The organism is Streptomyces scopuliridis (assembly GCF_042790125.1).
Taxonomy (GTDB): Bacteria; Actinomycetota; Actinomycetes; order Streptomycetales; family Streptomycetaceae; genus Streptomyces; species Streptomyces scopuliridis_A.
Genome location: NZ_JBHTZS010000044.1, coordinates 25847 through 46845 on the forward strand (window position 1 = coordinate 25847; position 20999 = coordinate 46845).

Here is a 20999-nt window from a genome sequence, read left to right on the forward strand (position 1 = left end):
TCATCGTGCTTGGGCATTACGGCTTCCGCGAAACCGGTTCGGGTCTGCAGAGGGCTGCGACGTCTGCGAGTCAGCTGAGGACAAGAATGACGAGACGACGGAAGGCTGGCGCCGAGGGCGCCGGGTTCCGCCCGTCGGGTGAACCCGGCCCCGGGGCAAGGTCCTGCAAGCTGATGACCTGTCAGGATCTGCTCGGACACGAATCACTATGGCGACCAGGGACATGCCGATGACTGACAAGCCGCAAGAGGGCCACACGCAGCAGAACAAACCCGGCCCGTACGATGTCGTCCTCGTCGGGGGCGCGTGGTGGACCCCGAGAGGAACGTCGACGAGGTCCTCAACGTGGGGATCACGGGACACCAGGTCACGGCGATCTCGCGCGAGCCGCTGGAGGGCTCGACAGTGATCGACGCCGAGGGCCTGGTCGTCGCCCCTGGGTTCATCGATCTCCACTCGCACGGCCAGCAGCTGCCCGCCGCGTGGATGCAAGCCTTCGACGGGGTGACCACCGCGCTCGAACTGGAATCGGGACTCCTGCCGATCGCGGAGTTCTACGACAACGTCGCCGCCGAAGGCCGCCCGATCAACTACGGCGCCTCCGCCGCGTGGACGTACGCCCGTATCGCGGAGAAGGAGGGCCGGGAGCCCGAGGCCAACCTGGTCTGGTTCCAGGAGGCGTTCTCGCACGACGGCTGGCAGAACAGCCTGGCCGGCGACGACGAGGTCGAGCGCATCATCGCGCGCGTCGAGAAGGGACTGCTGGAGGGCGGCCTGGGCATCGGCATCAACGGCGGCTACGCGCCGGGATACGGGCGCAAGGAGTACCACGCGCTCGCCAAACTCGCCGCGAAGCACAAAGTGCCGACGTTCACACACATCCGCTACCTCTCCGTCCAGGAGCCGGACAGCGGCTTCGAAGGACTCGGAGAACTCATCTCCCTCGCCGCGACGACCGGCGCGCACATGCACATCTGCCACCTCAACGCCAACGCCGGCCGGGACGCCAAGGCCTGCGTGGAACTCGTCTCCGAGGCGCAGGACCGCGGCGTGCCGATCACCGTCGAGGCGTACCCCTACGGCGCGTGCTCCAGCACCGTGAGCGCGGAGGTCTTCCAGGGCGACTGGCTCGCACGCTGGGGGGTGGAGGACGCCTCGGCGATGGAGGTCAACGGCGAACCGATGACCCAGGAGAAGATCGACGAACTGCAGAAGAACGAGCCCGGCACCGTCGTCAACATGCACTTCCTGCGCCCCGACGACCCCGACAAGCCCGAAGATGCTGAGTTGCTCGACCTCTCCGTGCTGTACCCCGGGGCCGCGATTGCCTCCGACGCGATGCCGTGGGTGAACAAGGACGGCACCCTGGTCGAGGGCGATGTCTGGCCCCTGCCTGAGGGCTCCTTCGCCCACCCGCGGTCGGCCGGCTGCTTCTCCCGCTTCCTCTCCCGCTGGGCGCGCGGGGGCCCCGGGGAGGAGCCCAAGGTGTCGCTGGTCGAGGCGATCCGCAGGACGAGCCTCATCCCGGCGCAGATCCTGGAGGCGTCGGTGCCGCAGATGCGTGGCAAGGGCCGGCTCCAGGTCGGTGCGGACGCGGACGTCGTGGTGTTCGACCTCGCCACCGTGCAGGACAATGCGACGTTCACCGAGCCCGCGCAGCGCTCCACCGGCTTCCGGCACGTCCTTGGAGCGGCACCCCCATCATCCGGGACGGCACAGAGATCCTGGAGGCGCGCCCGGGCCAGCCGATCCGCCGGGCCCGAGCTATCACCCTGCCCGCAGCGCCGGGTACCGGTGCGGCCTGAGGGCCGCGAATCGAGCTGAGCCGCACGCATTGCGTTCAGCGATCGTGCTCTGCAGGGTGTCCGAGTGCGTGCTGATCTTGTTCCGGACGACCTGTGGGAGCGGGCGGCCCCGTTGCTGCCACCCGCTCCCGAACGACGACACCGCCATCCCGGGAGACTTCGCGTTCCGGACAGGACAGCTCTCGTCGGCATCATGTACGTGCTGCGGACCGGTGTCGCCTGGCGCGACGTCCCCGCTGAGACCGTGGCTGCTCCGGTGTCACGGCCTGGCGTCGACTGCGGGACTGGACCGAGGCCCACGTCTGGCCCCGCCTGCACGCCGGCCTGCTGACCGAACTGTGTCGTGCGGACCTTGTGGGCCTGGACGACTTCGATCACCTGCCGGTGATCCCGCCACTTGCCACAACGCCTGCTGCTGACCGGCAGGAACGGCCGCAGCCGTTCCCACTCGGCATCCGTAAGATCACCCCGCCCCATATCCGCATCAACGACCCGAGGACGAAGTAGCCACATGATCGGCCGGACAAAACCTAGGCGCGCTTGCAGGCCTCGTTGATATGGGTGCCGTTGGTCATCCCGAGCTCTATCAGTTTCGCGGTACAGAAGGGATGGGCGCCGCCGAGGAACGTGCCGTGGCTGCATGCCGACCGAACGCCGTCCCTGACGACGTAGCCCTTGCTGGCCAGGTAGTTCGTGCACTGGCTCTGCGTGGCTTGTGCCGAGGTGGCGGTCGCCAGTGGTACTCCCACTGCTCCCACGGTCATCGCCATAGCGACCAGGGCTCGTTTCATCTTCATGTCTTCTCCTCGTTGGGCCCCGGGCGCTTCCCGGGGACTGGTGGTGACGGGATCAACGTTGCCGTGGTGTCGCCAGTGCGTCGTTGGCGTAGAGGCCAGACTTCTTGACGATGCGTCTACACCGCAGTCCCGAATGCAGGCAACGTTGTTGGCCTCGTATCCGTCGGCGAACCGGCGTGGACCTGGTACCGGTAGTCGCGGGGCGCGAGGCCGTATGCGGTAGTGAAGGCGCGGGTGAAGGCTGCGTGGTGGGTGAAGCCCCAGCGGGCGGCGATGCGGTGGACAGGGACCGTGTACTGGGCCCGGTCGGCCAGGTCGCGGCGGGCGTGTTCCAGGCGCTGGTGACGTATCCAGGCCGAGACGGTGAGGTTCTGGTTCCGGAAGAGGCTGTGCAGGTAGCTGGTTGAGATGCTGTGCGCGGCAGCGATCGCGCCAGGTGTGAGACCCGGGTCGTGGAGATGGTGCTGGATGAATGTCCGGATGCGCACGGGCAGGGTCCGGCGGTGAGTCTCGGGCGGCAGGTCATCGTCGGCATCGAGGTGATGGGCCAGCGTGGCGGTGAACAGATCGATCAGGATCGTCTCCAGCCGCTGTTCGTCGCCGGGCTTGTAAGAGCCACTGTCGTCGGCGAGGCGGGCCAGGAAGCCGGCGAGCTGTGCGCCCATCCCTTCCTGTGCCGACATCCGGCGGGTCAGCAGTCGGCCGACGGCGTGCGTGGGTAAGGGCACGAGTGTCTTGGGCACTTCGAGCCCCACGCCGCGAAGGGGCCCGCCGGATACACGGCATTCATAGGGTTGTGAGGTGTCAACGACGTACATCTCGTTGGCGCCGTGCACGGCTTCGCGCCCGGCTTGCGAGATGGCCATCGAACCATTCATCGGCAGGGAGAGGTGGTAGTTCTCCGGATCGGACTGCCGGATCAGCTTGGGAGTCCGCCGACAGCGCATCGGCTGCTGCATACCTCCCGGCCAGATCGAGACGGAACCGAGTCGGAGGAGTCTCGTCTCCGCGCGGAATGTGGAGTCGTCGTCACTGTTCATGTCCATGGGACACAGCAGCCGGGTCATGCACTCACGCCAGTAACCGAATCGTTCCGCTGCGGGCACTCCCTCAGTCCGGAACACCGTCTCGATCATCGCCTTCTCCTCTCGCGAGAGGGGCGCGGCGCTGGTTCGTACGGCGGGGCCCATGGACCCCAGTGGCCGCAGACTCCATGGAACCGGGCTTCCATGGTGCACTCCATTGCCCCGTCGTTGTTGGTGGTTGTGCCTCTGGGACGGGACAGCTCCCGCAAGTTGTGACACGAACGAAGGTGACCTGCGTCTCACTTCCTGCACTGCGGCCGGGAGCATCCACGCCGACATTCCGGTCCACTGCCGAGACGTCGCCCCGGGCCCCGAGCATCCCCAAACCGGACGACACGGCAGCTCTTCCGGCACACGGTGGCGACCCCGCTGTCGTCAACTGGCACTAGTTTCGGCACACCCTGGGCGCCAGAATGGCCAACGCAGGCGTATCCGGACCCACCATCCGCGAGGTCTGAGAACCTGAGGAGAGTCTCAGCACCAGTCGGCCGCCCCGTGCGGTCACCGGCCGCCATCGCGATGGCGGCGCCGGGCCGGGATGATCACAGTCCACGCCGTTAAGGGTGCCGCCTACACGACCGGCGGATTGATCTCTACCGCCCTCATCTGTTGGGTTCAGGCTCGCTACTAGGTGTATTGACCACAATCGTTGTTAACGCCAGCGAGAGGGATCTGGAGCAGAAGATGGCCTACGCTTCGTGGTTCGTGCCGATGGTCTGGCTGCTCAGCGGGGGCGGGTTTCGTCGGGGCGGTAGCTGGCTTTGATGTGGACGCGTTCGCCTTGCGGGCCGAGGATGCTGAGGAACTCAACGGGGTGTTCGTCGGCGTTGCCGAACCAGTGCGGGAGGTGGGTGTCGAATTCGGCGACCTCGCCCTCGGCGAGAATGAAGTCCTTGTCTCCGAGCACGACGCGCAGGTGTCCGCGCAGGACGTAGAGCCAGTGGTAGCCCTCGTGGGAGCGGGGATCGGGTTCGTGGCTGTCGGTCAGGCCGGCGGGCAGGATGTGTTTGTACGCCTGTAGTGCGCCGGGGGTGCGCGAGAGCGGAACGACCGTCATGCCGTTGCGGGTGAAAGGTTGCGGGTACACCCGTGGGTCGAGGTCGGTGGGTGCGCCGATCAGCTCCTCGACCGGCATCTGGTAGGCGCGGGCGAGTGGCAGCAGGAGTTCCAGACCCGGTTTGCGCTGCCCGGATTCGAGCCGGGACAAGATGCTGATCGGAATGCCGGTGGTCTCCGATAGGGCGGTCAGGGTGGCGCGGCGGCGGCGGCGCAGCTCGCGCAGCCGGGGGCCGACGGCGGCCAGTACCGCCTCGAAGTCGTCGCTCATGCATCTCACCCTGCATGGGGTTTTCACTTTCCGCAAAGAGCTTTGCCCGATTGTCGAAGCGGGTGCACCGTGACGGTCGGAGGTGGTCACGATGACCCGAAGCACGCAGCTCGACAGCGGCATTCAGGCGTGCAAGGGGTGGTCTGCCCAGCAGCGAGTGCACACGCCGGTAAGCCCGGCGACTGCCCCTCCGGCTGCGACTCGGGCCGGTTCCCGTACTGCGCCGTCACGGGCGACCGCGTACAGCCCGCAGCAGCCGCACCCGTTCGGATACCCGCAGCGGCTGTTCGACCGGGAACTGCTCGCCGACGGTCCGTGGACGTGCCCCGATCCGTCGCTGGTCGTCGATGTCCCACCGCTCGACCAGCGCGTTCAGCGGCTCGTCTCGTACCTGGTCAGGACCACACCACCGGGAAACGTCCGTGTCTCCACCAGGTTCAGGTTCGCCCAGCTGTCCAGCGCGGTGAAGAACGGTGTGCCGCGACCTACCAGGACCGGATGGGTGACGATCGTGTACTCGTCGATCAGTCCGGCCCGCATCGCCGCCCCGGCGAGCGCTGCGCCACCGACCCTCATCGGCCCACCGTCCTCGGCCTTGAGCCGGGTGATCTCCGCGACCGCGTCGCCGGTGACCAGGCGAGTGTTCCAGTCGACCTTGTCGACCGTCGAGGAGAACACCACCTTCGGTGTGTCTCGCCAGTTCCGTGCGAACTCGGTCTGCGCTGGAGTGACGCCCGGCTGCTCGTCGCCGGTCGGCCAGTAGGCGCTCATGGTCTCCCACAGTTTGCGCCCGTACAGCAACAGGCTGATCGCCCGCTCCTGGTCGAGCCACCACTGGAACAGCTCGTCGCTCGGCTCGCTCCAGCTGAGGTCGTCGCCGGGCGCGGCGACATAGCCGTCCAGGGACAGGTTCATGCCGTAGAGCAGTCTCCGCATAGCGCCAGCCTTCCGCCAGTCGGTCGGGGAAGTCTAGACGGGCCTTGACCCCGAATCCTGGAGGCGTGGATGACACCGGCTTCCTCAAGAAGGGCGTGCGGTCGGCGGGGGTCCAGCGGCAGTACTCCGGCACCGCGGGACGCACGGAGAACTGTCAGATCGGCGTCTTCCTCGCCCATTGCACCGACCGCGGGCGCACGCTGATCGACCGCCGCCTGTATCTGCCCACGTCGTGGACAGACGACCGCGAGCGGTGCCGCCGGGCCGGTATCGACGATGCAACCGGCTTCGAGACCAAGGCAGCCATAGCGAAAGCGATGGTCCGCCGCGCAATCGCGGAGAAGATCCCGTTCGGCTGGTTGACGGCCGATGCCGCCTACGGCTACAGCAAGGGCTGGCGGCACGAACTCGAACAGGCCGACGTCTTCCACATCATGGCCGCCGCCCGGCACGACACCGTCGTCACACGCTGGGCCATCGACCACCCCGTCCGCGACCTGTTCCCGGAACTGCCCCGGCAGAAGTGGAAACGCCGCTCGTGCGGCAACGGCGCCCACGGCCCGCGCGTGTTCGACTGGGCCCGCGTCGAAGTCCGCCCCTGGCACCGGCCCGACCGGCAGCACTGGGTCATCGCCCGCCGCAGCGTCCGCCGGCCGGAGGACATCGCCTACTACAACACCAGGCACGCACCAGCCACTACAAACAACGAGGCCACACACCACCAGAAACCGACCCACCGTCACACAAAAGACCGTTGCAGTACTAGCTAGCACCGCGCGCGAGCATCTGCGCGGCTGGTCCACGCGTTCCGGCAGAGTGGTCGTCCAGATGGGAGCCCAGTACCCAGCATATGGCGGCCGGCAGGAGGATCGCTGCGCCTGTCAGCTCACCGCGTCCGAATCCGGCCGGCAGCACGGCGACGCCCGCCAGGCCGAGCCGGACCCGGCCCATTCAGCGCCGCGCGTCGGCCGTCCCCTTGCGGTGTTCAGCAACACCCTCCACAGCGGAACCGTGGCGATGAACGAGGCCGGCGTGCCCGAGTCGACATACACCTCGGCCAACGCCACGCCGCCCATGCCCACGGAGAGGAGCAGTACCCGGACGAGCGTGGCCCGCCGTCGCCGAGGTGCCGTCAGCCGCGGCTCGTGGCGGCTTTCGGCCAAGCCACACAGCAGCAGACCCGCCGTCAGAAACCGGACCGAAGCAGAGCGTGAGGGATTCCGTGCCACGCAGCCCGAACGCGATCGCCAGATAGGTTGTTCCTCATACCAGCCAGGTGATGGCGAGAGGAACGGCGGTTCCTCCGAACGCCGGTGACACGGATCTCATGGCGAGGAGCGGAATTCGGCCGGCCGATCAGCTTGGCGTTGTCGGGCCGGATCCAGGTTCGCTCGGCCATGTCGCTCACTTCGACCGCCATGTGACCTCCTCTTGGGGGCGATTCCGCTCGACTTGACGGGAGTTGTCAGTCAGGACATACGTCACCTCACCTCGCCTAACTTGATACGCTGACGTTACCGCTTCCCTCACCTATCACTTCGAGCTTGACGTCCCAGCTCCCTCCGAACACACCGCAGCCAGTGACGGCGGTCAACGACAGGGCTGAAGCTGTCAGCAGCAACTTGGCAACGGGACTGGTCAGGGAGGGCATCACGGCAACTCCTGCAGGTAGGTGGTTTGCTTGTCGTTCACGCACGGCGGCCCTGCCCGGTTCGGTCAGAAGGTGGAATGTGAGGCCTGGATGTCAGCCGAAAGTACGAAGCTCTCCTTGTCCTCGAAGGGCCGCTCAGGCTTCAGCCCTTGAGCCACGGGGCGCCGGGGCGGGTGCGGCCTGACGGGCCCTTGCCCGCGGACTTGTGGTTGCCCGGACACACCCCTGCCCAGGAGGCGAGGTGGCCGGCCGAGGGGAAGCGGCCGAATGTCCGCGCCGATCTCGGCGAGGATCACCTTGGCGGTGTGCGCGCTCACCCAGGGAATGGTGGCCAGCAGCTCGACCTGCCGCTGAAAGGGCCTGGGTCCGCTCAAGGTTCACCTCGTCGCGGGGTCCGTCATTCCTCCGCGTCGCGAACCAGGAGCGCGATCTGTACCCGGTTCTCGACCGCCAGCTTGGCGAACAGGTTGCCTGTGTGTGCCTTGACGGTCGCGATGGTGATGTGGAGCCTCCGGGCGATCTCCGGGTTGCCCAGCCCGTCCGCGATGGCCCGGGCGGTTTCGAGTTCTCGTTCGGTCAGCGCGGCCAGCCGTTTCCGTGCGGCTTCCCGGGACGAGTCGCGAGCGTAGGAGGACCGTGGACCGGTGGCTGCGGCGATCACCCGTGCCGTGGCCGCTGGAGACAGTACGGGGTTGCCCTCCGCGACGGTCCGCACCGCGTCGAGAATCCGAGGCGGTGGGGTGTCTTTGAGGACGAACCCGAGTGCTCCTGCTTCCAGCGCGCCGAGCACCAGAGCATCGGAGTCGAACGTGGTCAGCATGAGCACCCGGGGTGGCGCCCGGCGGGTGAGGATTTCCCGGGTCGCGCTGAGACCGTCACGGCCGGGCATCCGCACGTCCATCAGCACGACGTCCGGCCGCTGCTCATCCACCACGGTGATCGCGGCGTCCCCGTCGGCTGCCTCCGCGACGACGGTCAGGTCCGGTTCGCCGTCGATGACAAGCCGCAGCACCACGCGCACCAGTTGGTCGTCGTCGACGATGACGACGCGCACCGGCTGCCGCTCGCTGTCCACTCATGTTCTCTTTTCGTGGGTGGGGTTCGGCCAGGGTAGTCGTGCGGTGAGGACGTATCCGTTGTCGGGTGTGGGGTGATGGTCGAGTGTTCCGCCGGCGAGGGTGATTCGTTCGCCGAGGCCGAGCAGGCCAAATCCCGACGCCGGTGGTCGCGCGTTTTCTGTGATGGCTGGGGAGTTGCGGACAGTGACCTCTAGTCTGTCGCCTTCTGTTCCTTCGAGGGTGATGTGTATGTGTGCGCCCGGGGCGTGTTTGGCGGCGTTGGTCAGTCCTTCTTGGACGATCCGGTAGCAGGTTCGCCCTACGACGTCGGGCGGATCTGCCGTCAGGCTGGTGGTGAGTGTGACGTCCAGCCCGGATGCGCGGGCGTCGGCCGCCAGTTCGGGGATGCGGTCGAGGGAGGGCTGTGGTGGTTCCGGGCGGGTCGGGTCGGCCCGGAGCACACCGAGGACATCCCGTAGTTCCTCCAGGGCTTGATGGGAGCCGTCGGCGATGGAGCGGACCAGCACGCGGTTCTCCTCCGCTGTGAGGTCGCCGCGGTGGTCCAGCACCCCGGCCTGCATGGCGACCAGGGAGATCCGGTGCGCGAGCACGTCGTGCATCTCGCGCGCGATCCGGTTGCGTTCCAGGGCCCGTGCCTGCGCCGCTCGCGCGGTCTGTTCCCGTTCCGCGCTCTCCGCCCGGTCCCGCAGGGAGCGCACTTCGGCACGCCGCGCGCCGATGGCCATGCCCACGGCCGCCGCGATGCCCGCGGTCAGTGCCGAGAGCGCGAGCTGGACCCACCACGGGCCGGGCGGGCTCGGGCCCTGGACCGGGTAGAGCCCGACGGCGAACTGTGACGCTGTCACGTAGGCCAGCCCGACGACCCCGATCTCCACCGGACGGCGACGGGTGGAGACCGAACCCAGCGCCACGAGCGCGGCGCCGGTGGCGAGTGCCGACGCGGTCGACGCGACCGCGACCGTCATGGCGACGGCGAGCGGGAACCGCCGCCGCCACACAAGCGCCGTCAAGCAGCCGAGCGCCACCAGCGGATCACCGATCAGGAACCAGGAGCCCGTTCCGGCCGCCTGCCACTTCAGCAGCACACCGGTGGCGAGCCAGACCGGTAGGCCCACTGCCGCGGCCGCTGCCAGCCGCCAGGCCTGCGGCCACCACCTGAGCCATGGTGCGATGTCCGTGTCCACCTGGCCATTATCGCGACACCGTATGTCCGGTGAATCGGACCGGGGGCTGATACCCCCTGGACCAAAGTCGAATGACCGTCTCGCCTGTGGTCGAAGGCCTTTCGAGCCGTCGGGCTGATGTGGAGGCCGCGCCTCACGGACAGACTCGTTCACGTGCCGAGACAACCGAACACGAGACGGAGAAGCGCGATGCGCGAGGGTGGCTTCGGAGCCCTTGAGGCGGTGGGGATGGTGATCACGGCCCTGGCCGCCCAAGCGGTGATCCACGGTCTGCTCGACCGGGACTCCGAGCTGCTGTGGGGCATCTTCGACTGGGTCCCGGGCGGCCTTGCCGGCCGGGTGACTCTTCTCGGATCCATCGCGCTCGTCGCGATGGTGCTCGGTGGCTGGGCACACACCCACCGGCAACCGGACACCGGTCGGCCCGGTGATTCCGGAGAAATCCACTGCCGAGAACCGGCCTGACGCAATCCCGTCACGCGCCATGCCCTGTCCGGCCGGCCTCCACGGGCCGGCAGGACCTGACGGCGCGCGTTCCGAACCCTCGATTCCGGCGTCCCCGCGGCGCCCCTTCAGGAGGACATCAGATGCGCAGAACACTCTCCCTCGCCCTTGCCGCCACCGCGGTGGCGGTGACCGCGATTCCGGGAGTGTCGTCGGCGGCGACGCCGGACACCGTGCGGTGGGGCCCGTGCCCGGAGGACATAGCCTCGCCCCGTCTCCAGTGCTCGACGCTCGAAGTCCCCCTCGACTACCGGGATCCCGACGGCCGGCAGATCGAGATCGCGATCTCGCGACTGGCGAGCGAGAACCCCTCGCAGCGCCGCGGCGTGCTGCTGACCAATCCAGGCGGCCCCGGCGGTACGGGACTCGACTACCCGGCACTTCTCGCTGGCTCAGGGCTGCCCCAGAAGGTGCTGGACTCCTACGACGTGATCGGCTTCGACCCGCGCGGCGTCGGCCGCAGCGCGCCGGTGACCTGCGATCTGACGCCGGAACAGGTGGCACGCCGCAACCTCGCGTCGTTCGCGCACACCGCGGCCGATGTCACGAGGGAGGCGAAGTACGCGCGGACCATCGCCAAGCAGTGCGCCACCTCGCGGACGGCGTGGATGCTGCCGCACACCACCACCGCGAACACCGCGCGCGACATGGACCGGATCCGGGTGGCGCTGGGCGAGCCGAAGCTCTCGTACCTCGGTCATTCGTACGGCACCTACCTCGGTGCGGTGTACACGACGATGTTCCCCGAGCGCGGCGACCGGGTCGTGCTCGACAGCAACCTGGGCCCGGGCGGGTACGACGTCACGGCCACGCGGTTGTTCGCCCGTGGGATGGAGGACCGGTTCCCGGACTTCGCGGCGTTCGCGGCCGCGCGTCCCGAGTACGGTCTGGGCACCACGCCGGAGCAGGTGACCGCGAAGTTCTTCGACCTGGCGAAGCGGTTGGAGGCGAAGCCGGTCCAGGGCATCGACGGGACGTTGTTCCGCGGGATCACGTTCGAGTACCTCTACAGCGATGCGACCATGCACCTGCTGGCCGTCACATGGCAAGCGCTCGAGAAGGACCAGCCTCCGCCCACACTGCCGTTGCCGGAGAACATAGAGAACAGCTTGGCCTCCCGCCTTTCAGTGATATGCGGTGATACACGCTGGCCGGGGACGGTCCGGGACTATCAGCGCAACGTCGCGGTCGACCGGCTGAAGTACCCGATGCTGGGCGGGTCCACGGCCAGCATCGGACCCTGCGCGTTCTGGCCGGACAAGCGGGTCGAACCGCCGGTACGCATCGGTGACCGGGGCCCGTCGAACGTGCTCATGGTGCAGAACGAACGCGACCCGGGGACACCGCTGGCCGGCGCCCGGAAGCTGCGGAACGCGTTCGGGAAGCGGGCCACGATGGTGACGGCCGACCAGGGCGGTCACGGCGTCTATCCGTTCGGCCTCAGCACGTGCGCGAACGACGCGGTGACGGGATTCCTGACCACCGGGCAACGCCCGCCGCAGGACCTCGCCTGCGCGGCGGAGCCGAGCGAGTAACGGGAACCGGGACATGCCCAAAGAGCGGCGGCGTCGCCGGGCCGTGCGGCGGATCCACCCCGGGGACGGGCAAGCCCTAATGCGCTGGACACAGCCGCGCTCACCGAACGCATACAGGATGCGACGCTTGCCGTGGAGATCCCCGAGCCGGGCCTCCGGCGGAAACCTCTTCGGCGATCCGCAGGAAGGCCTCTTCGAGGGAGGCCGACCGCACGTCCAGTCTGCGCAGCTCCACCCGGGCCTCGGCGGCCCAGGTCAGCAGTCCGGTGGCGGCGCGCTGGAGTTTACGGGGTTGCAGCTTGACCATCCGGTCGTCGACCTCGTGGTCGCTGATGCCGAGTTCGGCGAGCGGCGGGAGGTCGCCGACGAAGTAGCCATCGGGGAGCTGGAAGGAGATCCGGGCCGGCTGGGTGGCGGTGACTTCGGCGGGGGGCCCGGAGGTGGCGATCCGTCCGCGTGCATGATCGCGAGGCGGTCGGCGAGGTGCTCGGCCTCCTCCAGGTAGTGCGTGGTCAGCAGCACCGTCGTCCCGCCCTCGCGCAGCGCGCTCACCAACTCCCAGGTGTCCACGTCGGTCGGCGAACGGGCGCCGCTCACGGTCCCCGCCCAGATTCGGGCGGTATCCGCGACGGTCAGCTCGGAAGGGAAGACGCCTTCCTGAAGTATCACGCCGGTGCGGGGGCGTACGGCGGCCCGCTCGGTGTACGGGTCGTGCCCGAGGACGCGCACGCCCGCCGGCCGGAGCGGTCAGTCCCCTCCAGCCGTTCCACGGTCGATGTCTTGTTGGAGCCGCTGGCGCCGTTGGCGCCGAGCAGGCCGAGTGGTGCCGGCCAGGACCGCGGGTCGGGCGTGAGGCGATCGGTGTCACTGGTCCTCCTCCATCCCGCGCAGAGCCGTCCGCAACTCGTCCCGGCCGTTGATGCCCAGCTCGCTGCAGCCCCTCGTCAGGTGGCTTTCGACCGTGCGTCGCGTGACCTGGAGGAGATGGGAGATCTCGGTGTTCGTGTGGCCCCGGGCGGCGAGTTCGGCGACGCGGCGCTCACATCCCGTGAGGGATTCGGACCCTGTGAATGACGCCGAGGGACGGCGGACTCCCACGGTACGCAGATCCCTCTCGGCGTCGGTACGCAGACGCACCGAACCGAGCCGCTCCGCATGACAGGTTGCCTCCTGACAGTGCTCGCGCGCCTGCGTCCGCCGGCCCGAGGCGGCCAGCTGCCGACCGTGACTGAGCAGTGCCGAGATCAGATCCCGGGTGCCGTGGGACTGCCGCGGGATGCGCACGGCCTCTGCTCCCAGTTCGAGCCCGTCCCGTCCCGGGGTCGCGACGGCTACTCCGTGCAGCGCGTCCGACGGATCGAGGAGCGTTCCATGTTCGAGCCAGACGGAGCGCTTCCCGTGCCAGGGCCAGCGCCGCAGAGCGGTCTCCTTTGGCGAGCCGGCACATCGCCGCGGCCGTACGCCACGGCAGGAGAAACGGGCTCATGCCCGCGGGTGCTGAGAGTCGGCGGCCGCGGTCGAGGAAGTCGTGCAACGCCCCCGAGACGTCGCCCTGAGCTGCTCGCAGGACACCACTGGCGTACCGGAAGCGGCTCAGCTCCCACACGTCGCCCCAAGGGTCGAGATCCCCGTCCCGGACCAGCCGCCGCGCCTCCTCGAAGCACCCCGGTTCGGTGAGGGCGTGCAGTGCGAAGGAGGCCAGAGCAGAAGATCCCGGTCGCCGGGCCGGTGCATGGTCCGCGAGCAGCCCCTTGTAGTCCCCCCGGATGAGTGCGATCTCGGCCCGCACCGCGTGCAGTGCCTGTCCGGCAGGGTGCAGACGCATCCAGGAGGACGTCGCCAATCCCTGCTCCGCGAGGCACTCTGCCCTCATCGAGTTCGTCCGCCCGCCGCTGCTCGTACGGTGTCCTCAGCGGAGTACGGGGGCCGGGCCGAGGGTGCGGCCCCGAATCAGGGTGCCCGGGAGGAGTTCGTGCTGGGGCCGCGTGCGCTCCTGGAGTTGGGTGCGCATCACTTCGACAGCCCGGCGTGCCGCTTCCTCCACCGGGATACGGACGGTGGTGAAGCCCAGCAGGTCGATGCCGGGCATGATGCCGTCGAAGCCGGTGAGGGACAGGTCGTCCGGCACCTTCAGGCCCGCCTCCTGTGCCAGCGTCAGAAAAGTCAGCAGCCGCCAGTCCGAGGGGAACATAGCGGCGGTGATCCGTCCCTGGCGCCGCAGGGCCACGATCTCCTGGCCACCTTCGTCCAGACTGCCGAAGGTGGGGGAAGAGATCCGGTGCACCCGCACCCCACGTTCGGCAAGGCCCCGGGCCAACGCCATGCCACGGCGGTGTTCGGAGACCGAGTGCTCGGGGACCACGACCGCAGCGCTGAGATGCCCCGCCGCTGCAACGGCGTCGGCAAGCAGCTCGGCGTTGTGGTCCTCGTCGTAGGAGACGCTGTGAATGCCGGGGTGCGACTCCGGCCGGCCGACGACCACGACCGGCACCAGGTCCAGGAAGGGTTCGAGCATCTCGGCGCGGATGACACTCGTGGCCAGGAACATACCGCCGACGCGCAGCCCGAGCAGCCGGTTGAGTGCCTGGCGCTCGAAGTGCGCGCCCTCATTGCGTGATGGTGCCACGGTGACCATCTGCAGTCCGGCCGCGCTGACATGGGCCTGTAGTTCACTGAAGAGCAGCCCGTAGGCGGGGTTGTCCGGCGCGCGCAGCAGCAGGCCGAGAAGGTCGGAGCCGCGCGCGGCCAGCGATCGCGCCATGGTGTTGGGCACGTAGCCGAGCCGCTCCGCCGCCGCGAACACGGCCTGACGGGTGTGCTCGGCCACAGGCGTCGAACCGTAGAAGACCCGTGAAGCCGTCGCCCGGGAGACCCCCGCCTCCGTGGCGACCGCCGCCATGGTCACTTTCAGAGGTGAAGGGGATTTGTTGTCCATGCCCGATGTCACCTGGTCAGCCTATCCGTTGCCGCTGGGGCACCGACCGCCCCACCTGCCGTACTCGCGCACGGCGGTGCCGCGCACCCGCTGCCGGTAGCGGCCGAGCAGGTCGGGCCAGTCGGTCTGGATGATGTCCGCCCCCCGCTCCATGAGCCGGCCCCATCCGTCGTCCGGATCGCCGAAGACGGACGTGTGGTCGTCGATCCCGGCGTACAGGGGTACCCCGTCGGGGAGGTTGATCGCATTGAGCAGGCACAGCAGTCCCCGCTGGTGCATCTCGGCGATGACGCCGGGGTCGGCGAGTTGGTCCTTTGGGTGACGCGCAATGAGTTCGACGCCCACGAGGTTGATGTCCGGATCGCCGAGGACGGTGTCGAGGTCCGCGCGGGAGCGGACCATCGGCACGAACGGGTACTTAACGGGGTGCCGGCGCAGCTTGTCCAGCCACTGCCGATCCGCCGGGCTCTTGAGGACGAGCTGCCCAGCCATGTCGAACCGGTCGGCGAAGGGCAGCAGTTGGTCCCAGTACCACCAGGACCGGTCCACGTTGAACAGCGTCTCACCCCGAAAGCGGGCCAGGACCTCGGCCAGTTCGGAGAGGCCGGCCGCGTGGCTGCTCCACCGGTAGCGCAGCGCGCGGATCTCTGCCGAGCCGAGCGCGCGGATGTCGTCCTCGCGGTCGAAGGCGTGCGGTTCGGTGCCGTCGTGGAAGACGAAGAACGTTCCGTCGGACGAGCCGATGACGTCGAACTCGACCATGTCGGCACCCTGGCGGAGCGCGGCCTCGATGGCGTCGGCGGTGTTCTCCGGCACGTTGCCGAGCCCGGTGCCGCGGTGCACGCAGATCAGCGGGGTGCGCTGCGCGAGGTGTGCGTTGAGCAGCGCGTTGACGTCCTGGTACCGGGGATGCCCGAACATGGTGTTGGTGTTCCTCTGCTGTGTATGTGAAGGTCAGACGGCGGGGGTTCGGCGGGCGAGTGCGGCGGTGTCGCCGTCCATGGCGGGCAGGGTCTGCTTAGGGTCGGTCGCCGCGGTCAGCGACCGGGCACGCCACCGGCCGGACCGCCGGTTGCGCCGCCTGTTGAGCCCGGTGCCGGAACGGCGGCCGTAGACGAACCACATGGCGACGCTGGAGACGGCCATCAGGAGCACCGCGTAGACCAGGGTCAGGGCCGTGCTGTCGCCGCTGCCCTCGTTGCGGGTGGCGTTCTGGATGGCGATGCCGAGCGGTTCGTACAGCGGGTGGGCGAGGAAGACGGAGATGTCGTAGTCGTCCAGCAGGCTGTTGAAGTTGAGCGCGCTGACGGCCGCGGCGGTCGGCAGTACCAGGGGCAGCAGGACGCGCCGGAAGGTGTGCAGGCCGCCCGCGCCGAGCAGGGCGGCGGCCTCCTCCAGGGAGTCCGGGATGCCGGCGTAGGCCGCCTTGAGCATGCGCAGCGTGATCGGGATCTTCGCCGCGATGTACGCGACGGCCAGCAGCGCCAGCGTGCCGGTGAGCACCCTGCCGCCGGCCGCGGACCGGGGCACGGAGTAGGTGACGATCAGGCCGAGCGCCGTCAGAGTGCTCGGCAGCATCCAGGGGATGTGCAGCAGGTACTCCACGGCGACGGTGACTGGGTTGACGTACTTGTGCAGCACCCGGGCCACGAACAGCATCAGGGCGATGACGACGGTCGCGGTGACGGCCGCGTACCCGATGCTCACCACGAAGGGCCAGGAAGCGGTCGCGTCGGTCAGCACCTGACTGTAGTTGGCAAGGGTAAAGCTGCCCGTGGTGATCCGGCCAGAGGCGATGGTCGAGGCGTCGGTGAAGGAGAACACCACGATCAGCAACGGCGGGATCAGGTAGGCGGCGAACAGCGCGTAGGCAAGGACATGGACGATGGCGTTGGCCACCGGGTCGCCTATCCGCTGCCGGCGCAGTGCCGTGGGCACCTTGGAGACGGAGAAGTACGTCCCGCCCGCCTGCATCCGGTTGAGCACCGTCAGCAGGATCAGCGTGGCCACACCGAGGAGGACGGCCAGGGTGGCGGCGAGGTCGCGGGAGGACGGGATGCCCGCGAAGGTGAAGATCATCGGGGTGATCGTCTGGAAGTCCCGTCCGCCGATGACCTGCGGTGCCGCGAAGGCGGTGAGTCCACCGAGAAAGGTCAGCACGGTCACGGCGAACAAGGTGGGCTTGAGCACCGGCAGCACCACCTGGCGCAGAATCCGCCAGGGCGAGGCACCGAGCTGCTGGGCGGCCTCGATGGTCTGGTGGTCCACCCGGCCCAGGGCCGAGGTGAGGAACAGCAGGTGATAGCTGGTACCGGTGAGGGTCATCACCATCACCACGGCCGGCATGCCCGAGAACCACGCCGGGTCCATGCCCGGGAACACGGCAGACAGCAGGCGGGTGACGAAGCCGTGCTCGCCGTAGACGAAGGTGTAGCCGGAGACGGCCACGACTCCGCCGTAGACCAGGGTGGTCGCGTAGCCGAGCCACAGCAGCCGGGCGCCGCGCACGGCGAAGTAACGGGTCGCCAGGACGACGAAGACGCCGACGGCGTTGACCGTGACGGACAGCAGGGCGGCCAGCAGGAAGCTGTTGAGCAGCGAGGCCCGCGCGCGGTCGGAGGACCATAGCCGGGCGAAGGCACGGGTGCTGAACGAGCCGTCGGGAAGGAAGATCTCCCGCAGCACGACGAGGTTCGGGAAGACCAGGAAGGCGAAGACGAACCAGAGCAGCAGCGCGCCGGTCACCAGCACCAGCGGTGAGCGGGGCATCCTCCGCGCGGAGCGGTTCACCGTGTCGCCCCGGCCACCGCGACGACATCCTGCGAACCGGCGTTCGCGCCCGGGTACTGCAGGAGGGAGTCCGGGTCGACGACGAGGTCGACCCGCTCGCCGGTACAGGGCCGCCAGCCGTCGTGGGCCGTCAGCACCGCCCGCAGCCGGTCGTGCTCGGTGCGCAGATGGCACACGTTGTGCATGCCGTGATACGTGTGTGAGTCCACCGTGGCGGGAACGGCGATCCCCGCGTGCGCGGTGCCGGGCCGGACCACCTTGACCTTCTCGATCCGCGCATAAGTGGTGGCGTCGGCGTCGAGACCGGAGGCGCCGGCCGTGACGAGCGTGCCGACCAGGGCCCGGCTCAGCCGGTTCACCTCACCGACGAAGGTGCACACGAACTCGGTGGCCGAACGCTCGTAGATGTCCTGCGGGGTGCCGATCTGCTCGATCCGCCCCTGGTCGAGGACCGCGATGCGGTCGCTCATCGACAGGGCCTCGTCCTGGTCGTGCGTGACGTAGACGGTGGTGATGCCGAACTGGGTCTGTAGTTCCTTCAGTTGCACGCGCAACTGGCGGCGGAGCTTGGCATCGAGATTCGACAGCGGCTCGTCGAGCAGCAGCACCTTGGGGCGCAGCACCAGGGCGCGGGCGATGGCCACCCGCTGCTGCTGGCCGCCGGACAGCTCCGCGACCTGCTTGTCGAGCTGCTGCCGCGACAGATCCACCCGCTCGGCGATTTCGGCCACCCGGCGGTCGGTCTCGGCCTTGGACAGCTTCTGCACCCGCAGGCCGAACGCGATGTTCTCGCGTACGTTCATTCCGGGGAACAGGGCGTAGTTCTGGAAGACCATGCCCACTTCGCGCTTGCCGCTGGGCAGATGGGTGATCTTCTTGCCCGCGACATGGATGTCGCCGGCACTGAGGTCGACAAAGCCGGCGAGGGCACGCAGCGCGGTGCTCTTGCCGCAGCCGGAGGGCCCGAGCAGCGTGAAGAACTCACCCTCCTCCACATGGAGGGAGAAGGCGGGCAGCGCCGTGAAGCTGTCGAACCTCACCGTCACGTCGGCAAAGGTGATCATGTGGGTCCTCGGGTCTGGCGGGTACGGATGTGACGGGATGGGAGGCGTCCCAGGAGGCGGAGCGGCCGCGCGGGGCGGACGCCCCGCGCGGCGCGGTGTCAGCTCGACAGGTAGTCCAGTTCGATCTTCTCGACCCACTGGTCGAGGCGCTGGGCCACGAACGGCCAGTCGATGTCCTGCTCGGTGAAGGAGTCGGTCGCGCTGACTGCGGACGGGTCGGCCTGGGCCAGCGCGTCCTTGTTCGTCGGTACGGTCTGGAATTGCCTGGACCAGGCGGCCTGGACCTTCGCGCTGCCGATCCAGTCGATGAACCGCTTCGCCTCGGTGGACTTCTTGGTGCCCTTCACGAGCCCGACCTGCTGGACGATCACCGGAACGCCGACCTTCGGGTGCACCGCCTCGGTCGACACTTTGTACTGCTCCTCGCGAGTGGCCTTGCCAGCCAGCCACATCTGCCCGGCGTCGACCTTGCCGGACGCCATCTGCGCGTACAGGTCGGTGCCGGTGACGGCGGGGACGCCGTTGTGGAAGTACGCCTTCACCGCGTCCCATCCCGCCTTGCTGACGCCGAGGTCGCCCTTGTCGTCGCGGTAGCGGCTGAGGATGCCGGCGAGGACCATCTGGCTGGTGGCGCCGCCGAGGTCGGAGGGCACCTCGTACCGCTTGGCGAACTGCTCCTTGGTCCACAAGTCGGGCCAGTCCGACGGCGCCTGGCCGGGGTTGGCGTACACGGCCTTGTTGTAGACCAGCATGACCGGCTCGCGGACGATCGGCCAGAACTCCTTGCCGTCCGGATCGCCCGCCGAGGCGTCAACCTTGTCGGCCCAGGAGGGTGTGTACGCGTCGAGGACGTGGTCCTTCTTGAGGCTCTCGAAGTAGACGTTGTTCAGGCCGAAGGTGACGTCGGCGATCGGGTTGGCCTTCTCGGCGAGCAGCCGGTTTCGGATGTCACCGCCGCCGAGGTCCACGAGCTGGAGCTTGAACCCCGCGTTGTCCGCCTCCTTCTTCAGCCAGTCACCACGTCCGTCCGACACGGAGTTGCTGTACACCACGAGACTCTTGGCACCACCCGTATTTCCTGCCGACGCCGGCGAGGTACAACCCGTGGCGATCAGTCCGGTGACGAGCACCGCCACAGTGGTAGTGATGATCTTGCGCATCGACTTCTTCCGTTCAGATCCCTTGCCGCCCAGCGCGGCCAGTAGCTCCCACACGCCCTGAACGCGCGTTCATCGGGTACTGAACTCGCGTTCATCAACGCTTCCGGGATGAAGTGATGAACACGAGACGTCCTTCGGCTTGTGTTCTGGCGATCTCCGAGGCGTCACGAAGCCGCCGTTGCCCGGACCGGAGGCGTGGCACGATGGGAGCGAGTGCGCAGAGCGGTTCGGTCCGCGCCGGTACGGCGGGCGCCTTCCTGGATGACGGACCCTTCGGACTCAGCACCGGCGAGGGACCGAGGAACCATGCACCTGGAGATCCTCGGCGCGAGCGACTGGCTGCCGCCGTCGTGATTAACGAGCGGGAGCGGATGCTCCTGGTGCGGCGCAGTGAACGCGAACCGCGGCTGTACTCGGAATGAGGCGCGCCGGATGCTGACAGACGGGGCTCGCGCGCCGCGCGTACCGCGGTCCGCAGCCGCCCGGCATCCGGCCCGCCGTCCGGGGCGGCGAGTGGAGCCCGCCCGTGCGTGATCCGCTTACGCATCGCGGCCACGTCCGCACGGGCGGCGGCCACCAGGCGCCGTAGCTCACCCTCCGAGTGGCCGGTCACATGCCGGGGCTGGCCCGGGATGCGCACCCGCAGGACGTCGAGTGCTTCGCTCGGCACCCGTCCGGTGGGCGGCATCAGCCACAGTGCGTCCGCGACATGCTCGACGAACCGCCACGCGTACAGCTCCTGCATCATCGCGGCAACGCTGTCGGCGAAGTACTCGGCGTGCTCTACCCGAATCTGCTCCGGCCGCCGCGGCACGTTGTCCACCCAGGCGAGGGTGACCCAGCGGGACCAGGACGCGTAGCGGCGGACCTGGTGCTCGTCCAGAGCGGCCAGGCCTTTTCCTGACTGAAAGAACTCCTCCACCCGCCACCTTGATCCAGCGACTCGCACCAACTCGGCCAGCGGCACCGCGGCGGGCGAGCAACAGCGGTAGTAGGCGAGTTCGCCAGTGCTGCGATTGCGGCGGATCAGCAGCGGGCTGCTTCCGGGGCGGGGGGGGGTGCCCCTATGGGTTTCGTCAAGCTGATGGGGCGGGCTGTGGGTCGTAGAAGGTGCCGTCGCGGAGCATCGCGAAGAGCACGTCGGCTC

General features: G+C 68.5%; 15 protein-coding genes and 5 pseudogenes. 5 read left to right on the forward strand and 15 right to left on the reverse strand.

Going from position 1 to position 20999, the window contains the following annotated elements; genetic code table 11:
- The first annotated feature begins 306 nt into the window (after positions 1-306).
- Positions 307-1824, forward strand: a complete 1518-nt coding sequence (locus tag ACFRKB_RS36335) for an amidohydrolase family protein (protein WP_383110880.1) — start codon at positions 307-309, stop codon at positions 1822-1824.
- Between the two features lie 45 nt (positions 1825-1869).
- A pseudogene (locus tag ACFRKB_RS36340) lies at positions 1870-2171 on the forward strand (transposase); the annotation flags it as partial.
- A gap of 164 nt (positions 2172-2335) precedes the next feature.
- Here ACFRKB_RS36340 and ACFRKB_RS36345 read toward each other — a convergent pair.
- The 4 genes from ACFRKB_RS36345 to ACFRKB_RS36360 form a co-directional block, all read right to left on the reverse strand.
- Positions 2336-2602, reverse strand: a complete 267-nt coding sequence (locus ACFRKB_RS36345; protein WP_383110881.1) for a hypothetical protein — start codon at positions 2600-2602, stop codon at positions 2336-2338.
- A 116-nt stretch (positions 2603-2718) separates the two neighbouring features.
- On the reverse strand, positions 2719-3738 hold the full coding sequence (locus ACFRKB_RS36350; RefSeq protein WP_383110882.1) for an AraC-like ligand-binding domain-containing protein: 1020 nt from the start codon (positions 3736-3738) through the stop codon (positions 2719-2721).
- Between the two features lie 673 nt (positions 3739-4411).
- On the reverse strand, positions 4412-5014 hold the full coding sequence (locus ACFRKB_RS36355; RefSeq protein ID WP_383110883.1) for a helix-turn-helix domain-containing protein: 603 nt from the start codon (positions 5012-5014) through the stop codon (positions 4412-4414).
- Between the two features lie 372 nt (positions 5015-5386).
- Positions 5387-5950 (reverse strand): dihydrofolate reductase family protein, encoded by a 564-nt coding sequence (locus tag ACFRKB_RS36360; protein WP_383110884.1) that lies wholly within the window; start codon positions 5948-5950, stop codon positions 5387-5389.
- 65 nt (positions 5951-6015) lie between these two features.
- Here ACFRKB_RS36360 and ACFRKB_RS36365 point away from each other — a divergent pair.
- Positions 6016-6660, forward strand: a pseudogene (locus ACFRKB_RS36365) (IS701 family transposase); the annotation flags it as partial.
- 1086 nt (positions 6661-7746) lie between these two features.
- On the opposite strand, the pseudogene ACFRKB_RS38975 reads toward ACFRKB_RS36365, so the two are convergent.
- From ACFRKB_RS38975 to ACFRKB_RS36380, 3 genes and pseudogenes are all read right to left on the reverse strand, one after another.
- A pseudogene (locus tag ACFRKB_RS38975) lies at positions 7747-7963 on the reverse strand (IS110 family transposase); the annotation flags it as partial.
- A 35-nt stretch (positions 7964-7998) separates the two neighbouring features.
- Positions 7999-8676, reverse strand: a complete 678-nt coding sequence (locus ACFRKB_RS36375) for a response regulator (RefSeq protein ID WP_383110885.1) — start codon at positions 8674-8676, stop codon at positions 7999-8001.
- Positions 8677-9864 carry a sensor histidine kinase gene (locus ACFRKB_RS36380; protein ID WP_383110886.1) on the reverse strand — a complete coding sequence of 396 codons (1188 nt, stop codon included), beginning with the start codon at positions 9862-9864 and terminating at the stop codon, positions 8677-8679. It abuts the gene before it with no gap.
- Positions 9865-10053: 189 nt separating this feature from the next.
- Between ACFRKB_RS36380 and ACFRKB_RS36385 the strand changes: the two genes are divergently transcribed.
- Together ACFRKB_RS36385 and ACFRKB_RS36390 are read left to right on the forward strand one after the other, a co-directional pair.
- The gene (locus ACFRKB_RS36385) at positions 10054-10329 is read left to right on the forward strand and encodes a hypothetical protein (RefSeq protein ID WP_383110887.1); all 276 of its coding nucleotides are present in this window, start codon (positions 10054-10056) and stop codon (positions 10327-10329) included.
- Between the two features lie 122 nt (positions 10330-10451).
- Positions 10452-11903: an alpha/beta hydrolase gene (locus ACFRKB_RS36390; protein WP_383110888.1), complete on the forward strand. Its 1452-nt coding sequence runs from the start codon at positions 10452-10454 to the stop codon at positions 11901-11903.
- A gap of 100 nt (positions 11904-12003) precedes the next feature.
- On the opposite strand, the pseudogene ACFRKB_RS36395 reads toward ACFRKB_RS36390, so the two are convergent.
- The 8 genes and pseudogenes from ACFRKB_RS36395 to ACFRKB_RS36430 all read right to left on the reverse strand — a co-directional run.
- Positions 12004-12718, reverse strand: a pseudogene (locus tag ACFRKB_RS36395) (ABC transporter ATP-binding protein).
- Positions 12719-12767: 49 nt separating this feature from the next.
- On the reverse strand, positions 12768-13187 hold the full coding sequence (locus ACFRKB_RS36400; RefSeq protein WP_383110889.1) for a helix-turn-helix transcriptional regulator: 420 nt from the start codon (positions 13185-13187) through the stop codon (positions 12768-12770).
- Positions 13188-13812: 625 nt separating this feature from the next.
- Positions 13813-14838, reverse strand: a complete 1026-nt coding sequence (locus ACFRKB_RS36405) for a LacI family DNA-binding transcriptional regulator (protein WP_383110890.1) — start codon at positions 14836-14838, stop codon at positions 13813-13815.
- Positions 14839-14859: 21 nt separating this feature from the next.
- Positions 14860-15759 carry a glycerophosphodiester phosphodiesterase family protein gene (locus tag ACFRKB_RS36410; protein WP_383110891.1) on the reverse strand — a complete coding sequence of 300 codons (900 nt, stop codon included), beginning with the start codon at positions 15757-15759 and terminating at the stop codon, positions 14860-14862.
- A 33-nt stretch (positions 15760-15792) separates the two neighbouring features.
- The gene (locus tag ACFRKB_RS36415) at positions 15793-17607 is read right to left on the reverse strand and encodes an ABC transporter permease (RefSeq protein ID WP_383110892.1); all 1815 of its coding nucleotides are present in this window, start codon (positions 17605-17607) and stop codon (positions 15793-15795) included.
- A gap of 17 nt (positions 17608-17624) precedes the next feature.
- Positions 17625-18692: an ABC transporter ATP-binding protein gene (locus ACFRKB_RS36420; protein ID WP_383110893.1), complete on the reverse strand. Its 1068-nt coding sequence runs from the start codon at positions 18690-18692 to the stop codon at positions 17625-17627.
- Positions 18693-18790: 98 nt separating this feature from the next.
- Positions 18791-19906, reverse strand: coding sequence for an extracellular solute-binding protein (locus ACFRKB_RS36425; RefSeq protein ID WP_383110894.1), 1116 nt, complete (start codon positions 19904-19906; stop codon positions 18791-18793).
- Positions 19907-20678: 772 nt separating this feature from the next.
- A pseudogene (locus ACFRKB_RS36430) lies at positions 20679-20912 on the reverse strand (IS701 family transposase); the annotation flags it as partial.
- Positions 20913-20999 lie beyond the last annotated feature (87 nt).

Bases quoted from the DNA above. Each gene is read 5' to 3' on its own strand.
- ACFRKB_RS36345 (WP_383110881.1), bottom strand. From the start codon at position 2,602: ATGAAGATGAAACGAGCCCTGGTCGCTATGGCGATGACCGTGGGAGCA.
- ACFRKB_RS36350 (WP_383110882.1), bottom strand. From the start codon at position 3,738: ATGATCGAGACGGTGTTCCGGACTGAGGGAGTGCCCGCAGCGGAACGA.
- ACFRKB_RS36355 (WP_383110883.1), bottom strand. From the start codon at position 5,014: ATGAGCGACGACTTCGAGGCGGTACTGGCCGCCGTCGGCCCCCGGCTG.
- ACFRKB_RS36360 (WP_383110884.1), bottom strand. From the start codon at position 5,950: ATGCGGAGACTGCTCTACGGCATGAACCTGTCCCTGGACGGCTATGTC.
- ACFRKB_RS36385 (WP_383110887.1), top strand. From the start codon at position 10,054: ATGCGCGAGGGTGGCTTCGGAGCCCTTGAGGCGGTGGGGATGGTGATC.
- ACFRKB_RS36390 (WP_383110888.1), top strand. From the start codon at position 10,452: ATGCGCAGAACACTCTCCCTCGCCCTTGCCGCCACCGCGGTGGCGGTG.
- ACFRKB_RS36405 (WP_383110890.1), bottom strand. From the start codon at position 14,838: ATGGACAACAAATCCCCTTCACCTCTGAAAGTGACCATGGCGGCGGTC.
- ACFRKB_RS36410 (WP_383110891.1), bottom strand. From the start codon at position 15,759: ATGTTCGGGCATCCCCGGTACCAGGACGTCAACGCGCTGCTCAACGCA.
- ACFRKB_RS36415 (WP_383110892.1), bottom strand. From the start codon at position 17,607: ATGCCCCGCTCACCGCTGGTGCTGGTGACCGGCGCGCTGCTGCTCTGG.
- ACFRKB_RS36420 (WP_383110893.1), bottom strand. From the start codon at position 18,692: ATGATCACCTTTGCCGACGTGACGGTGAGGTTCGACAGCTTCACGGCG.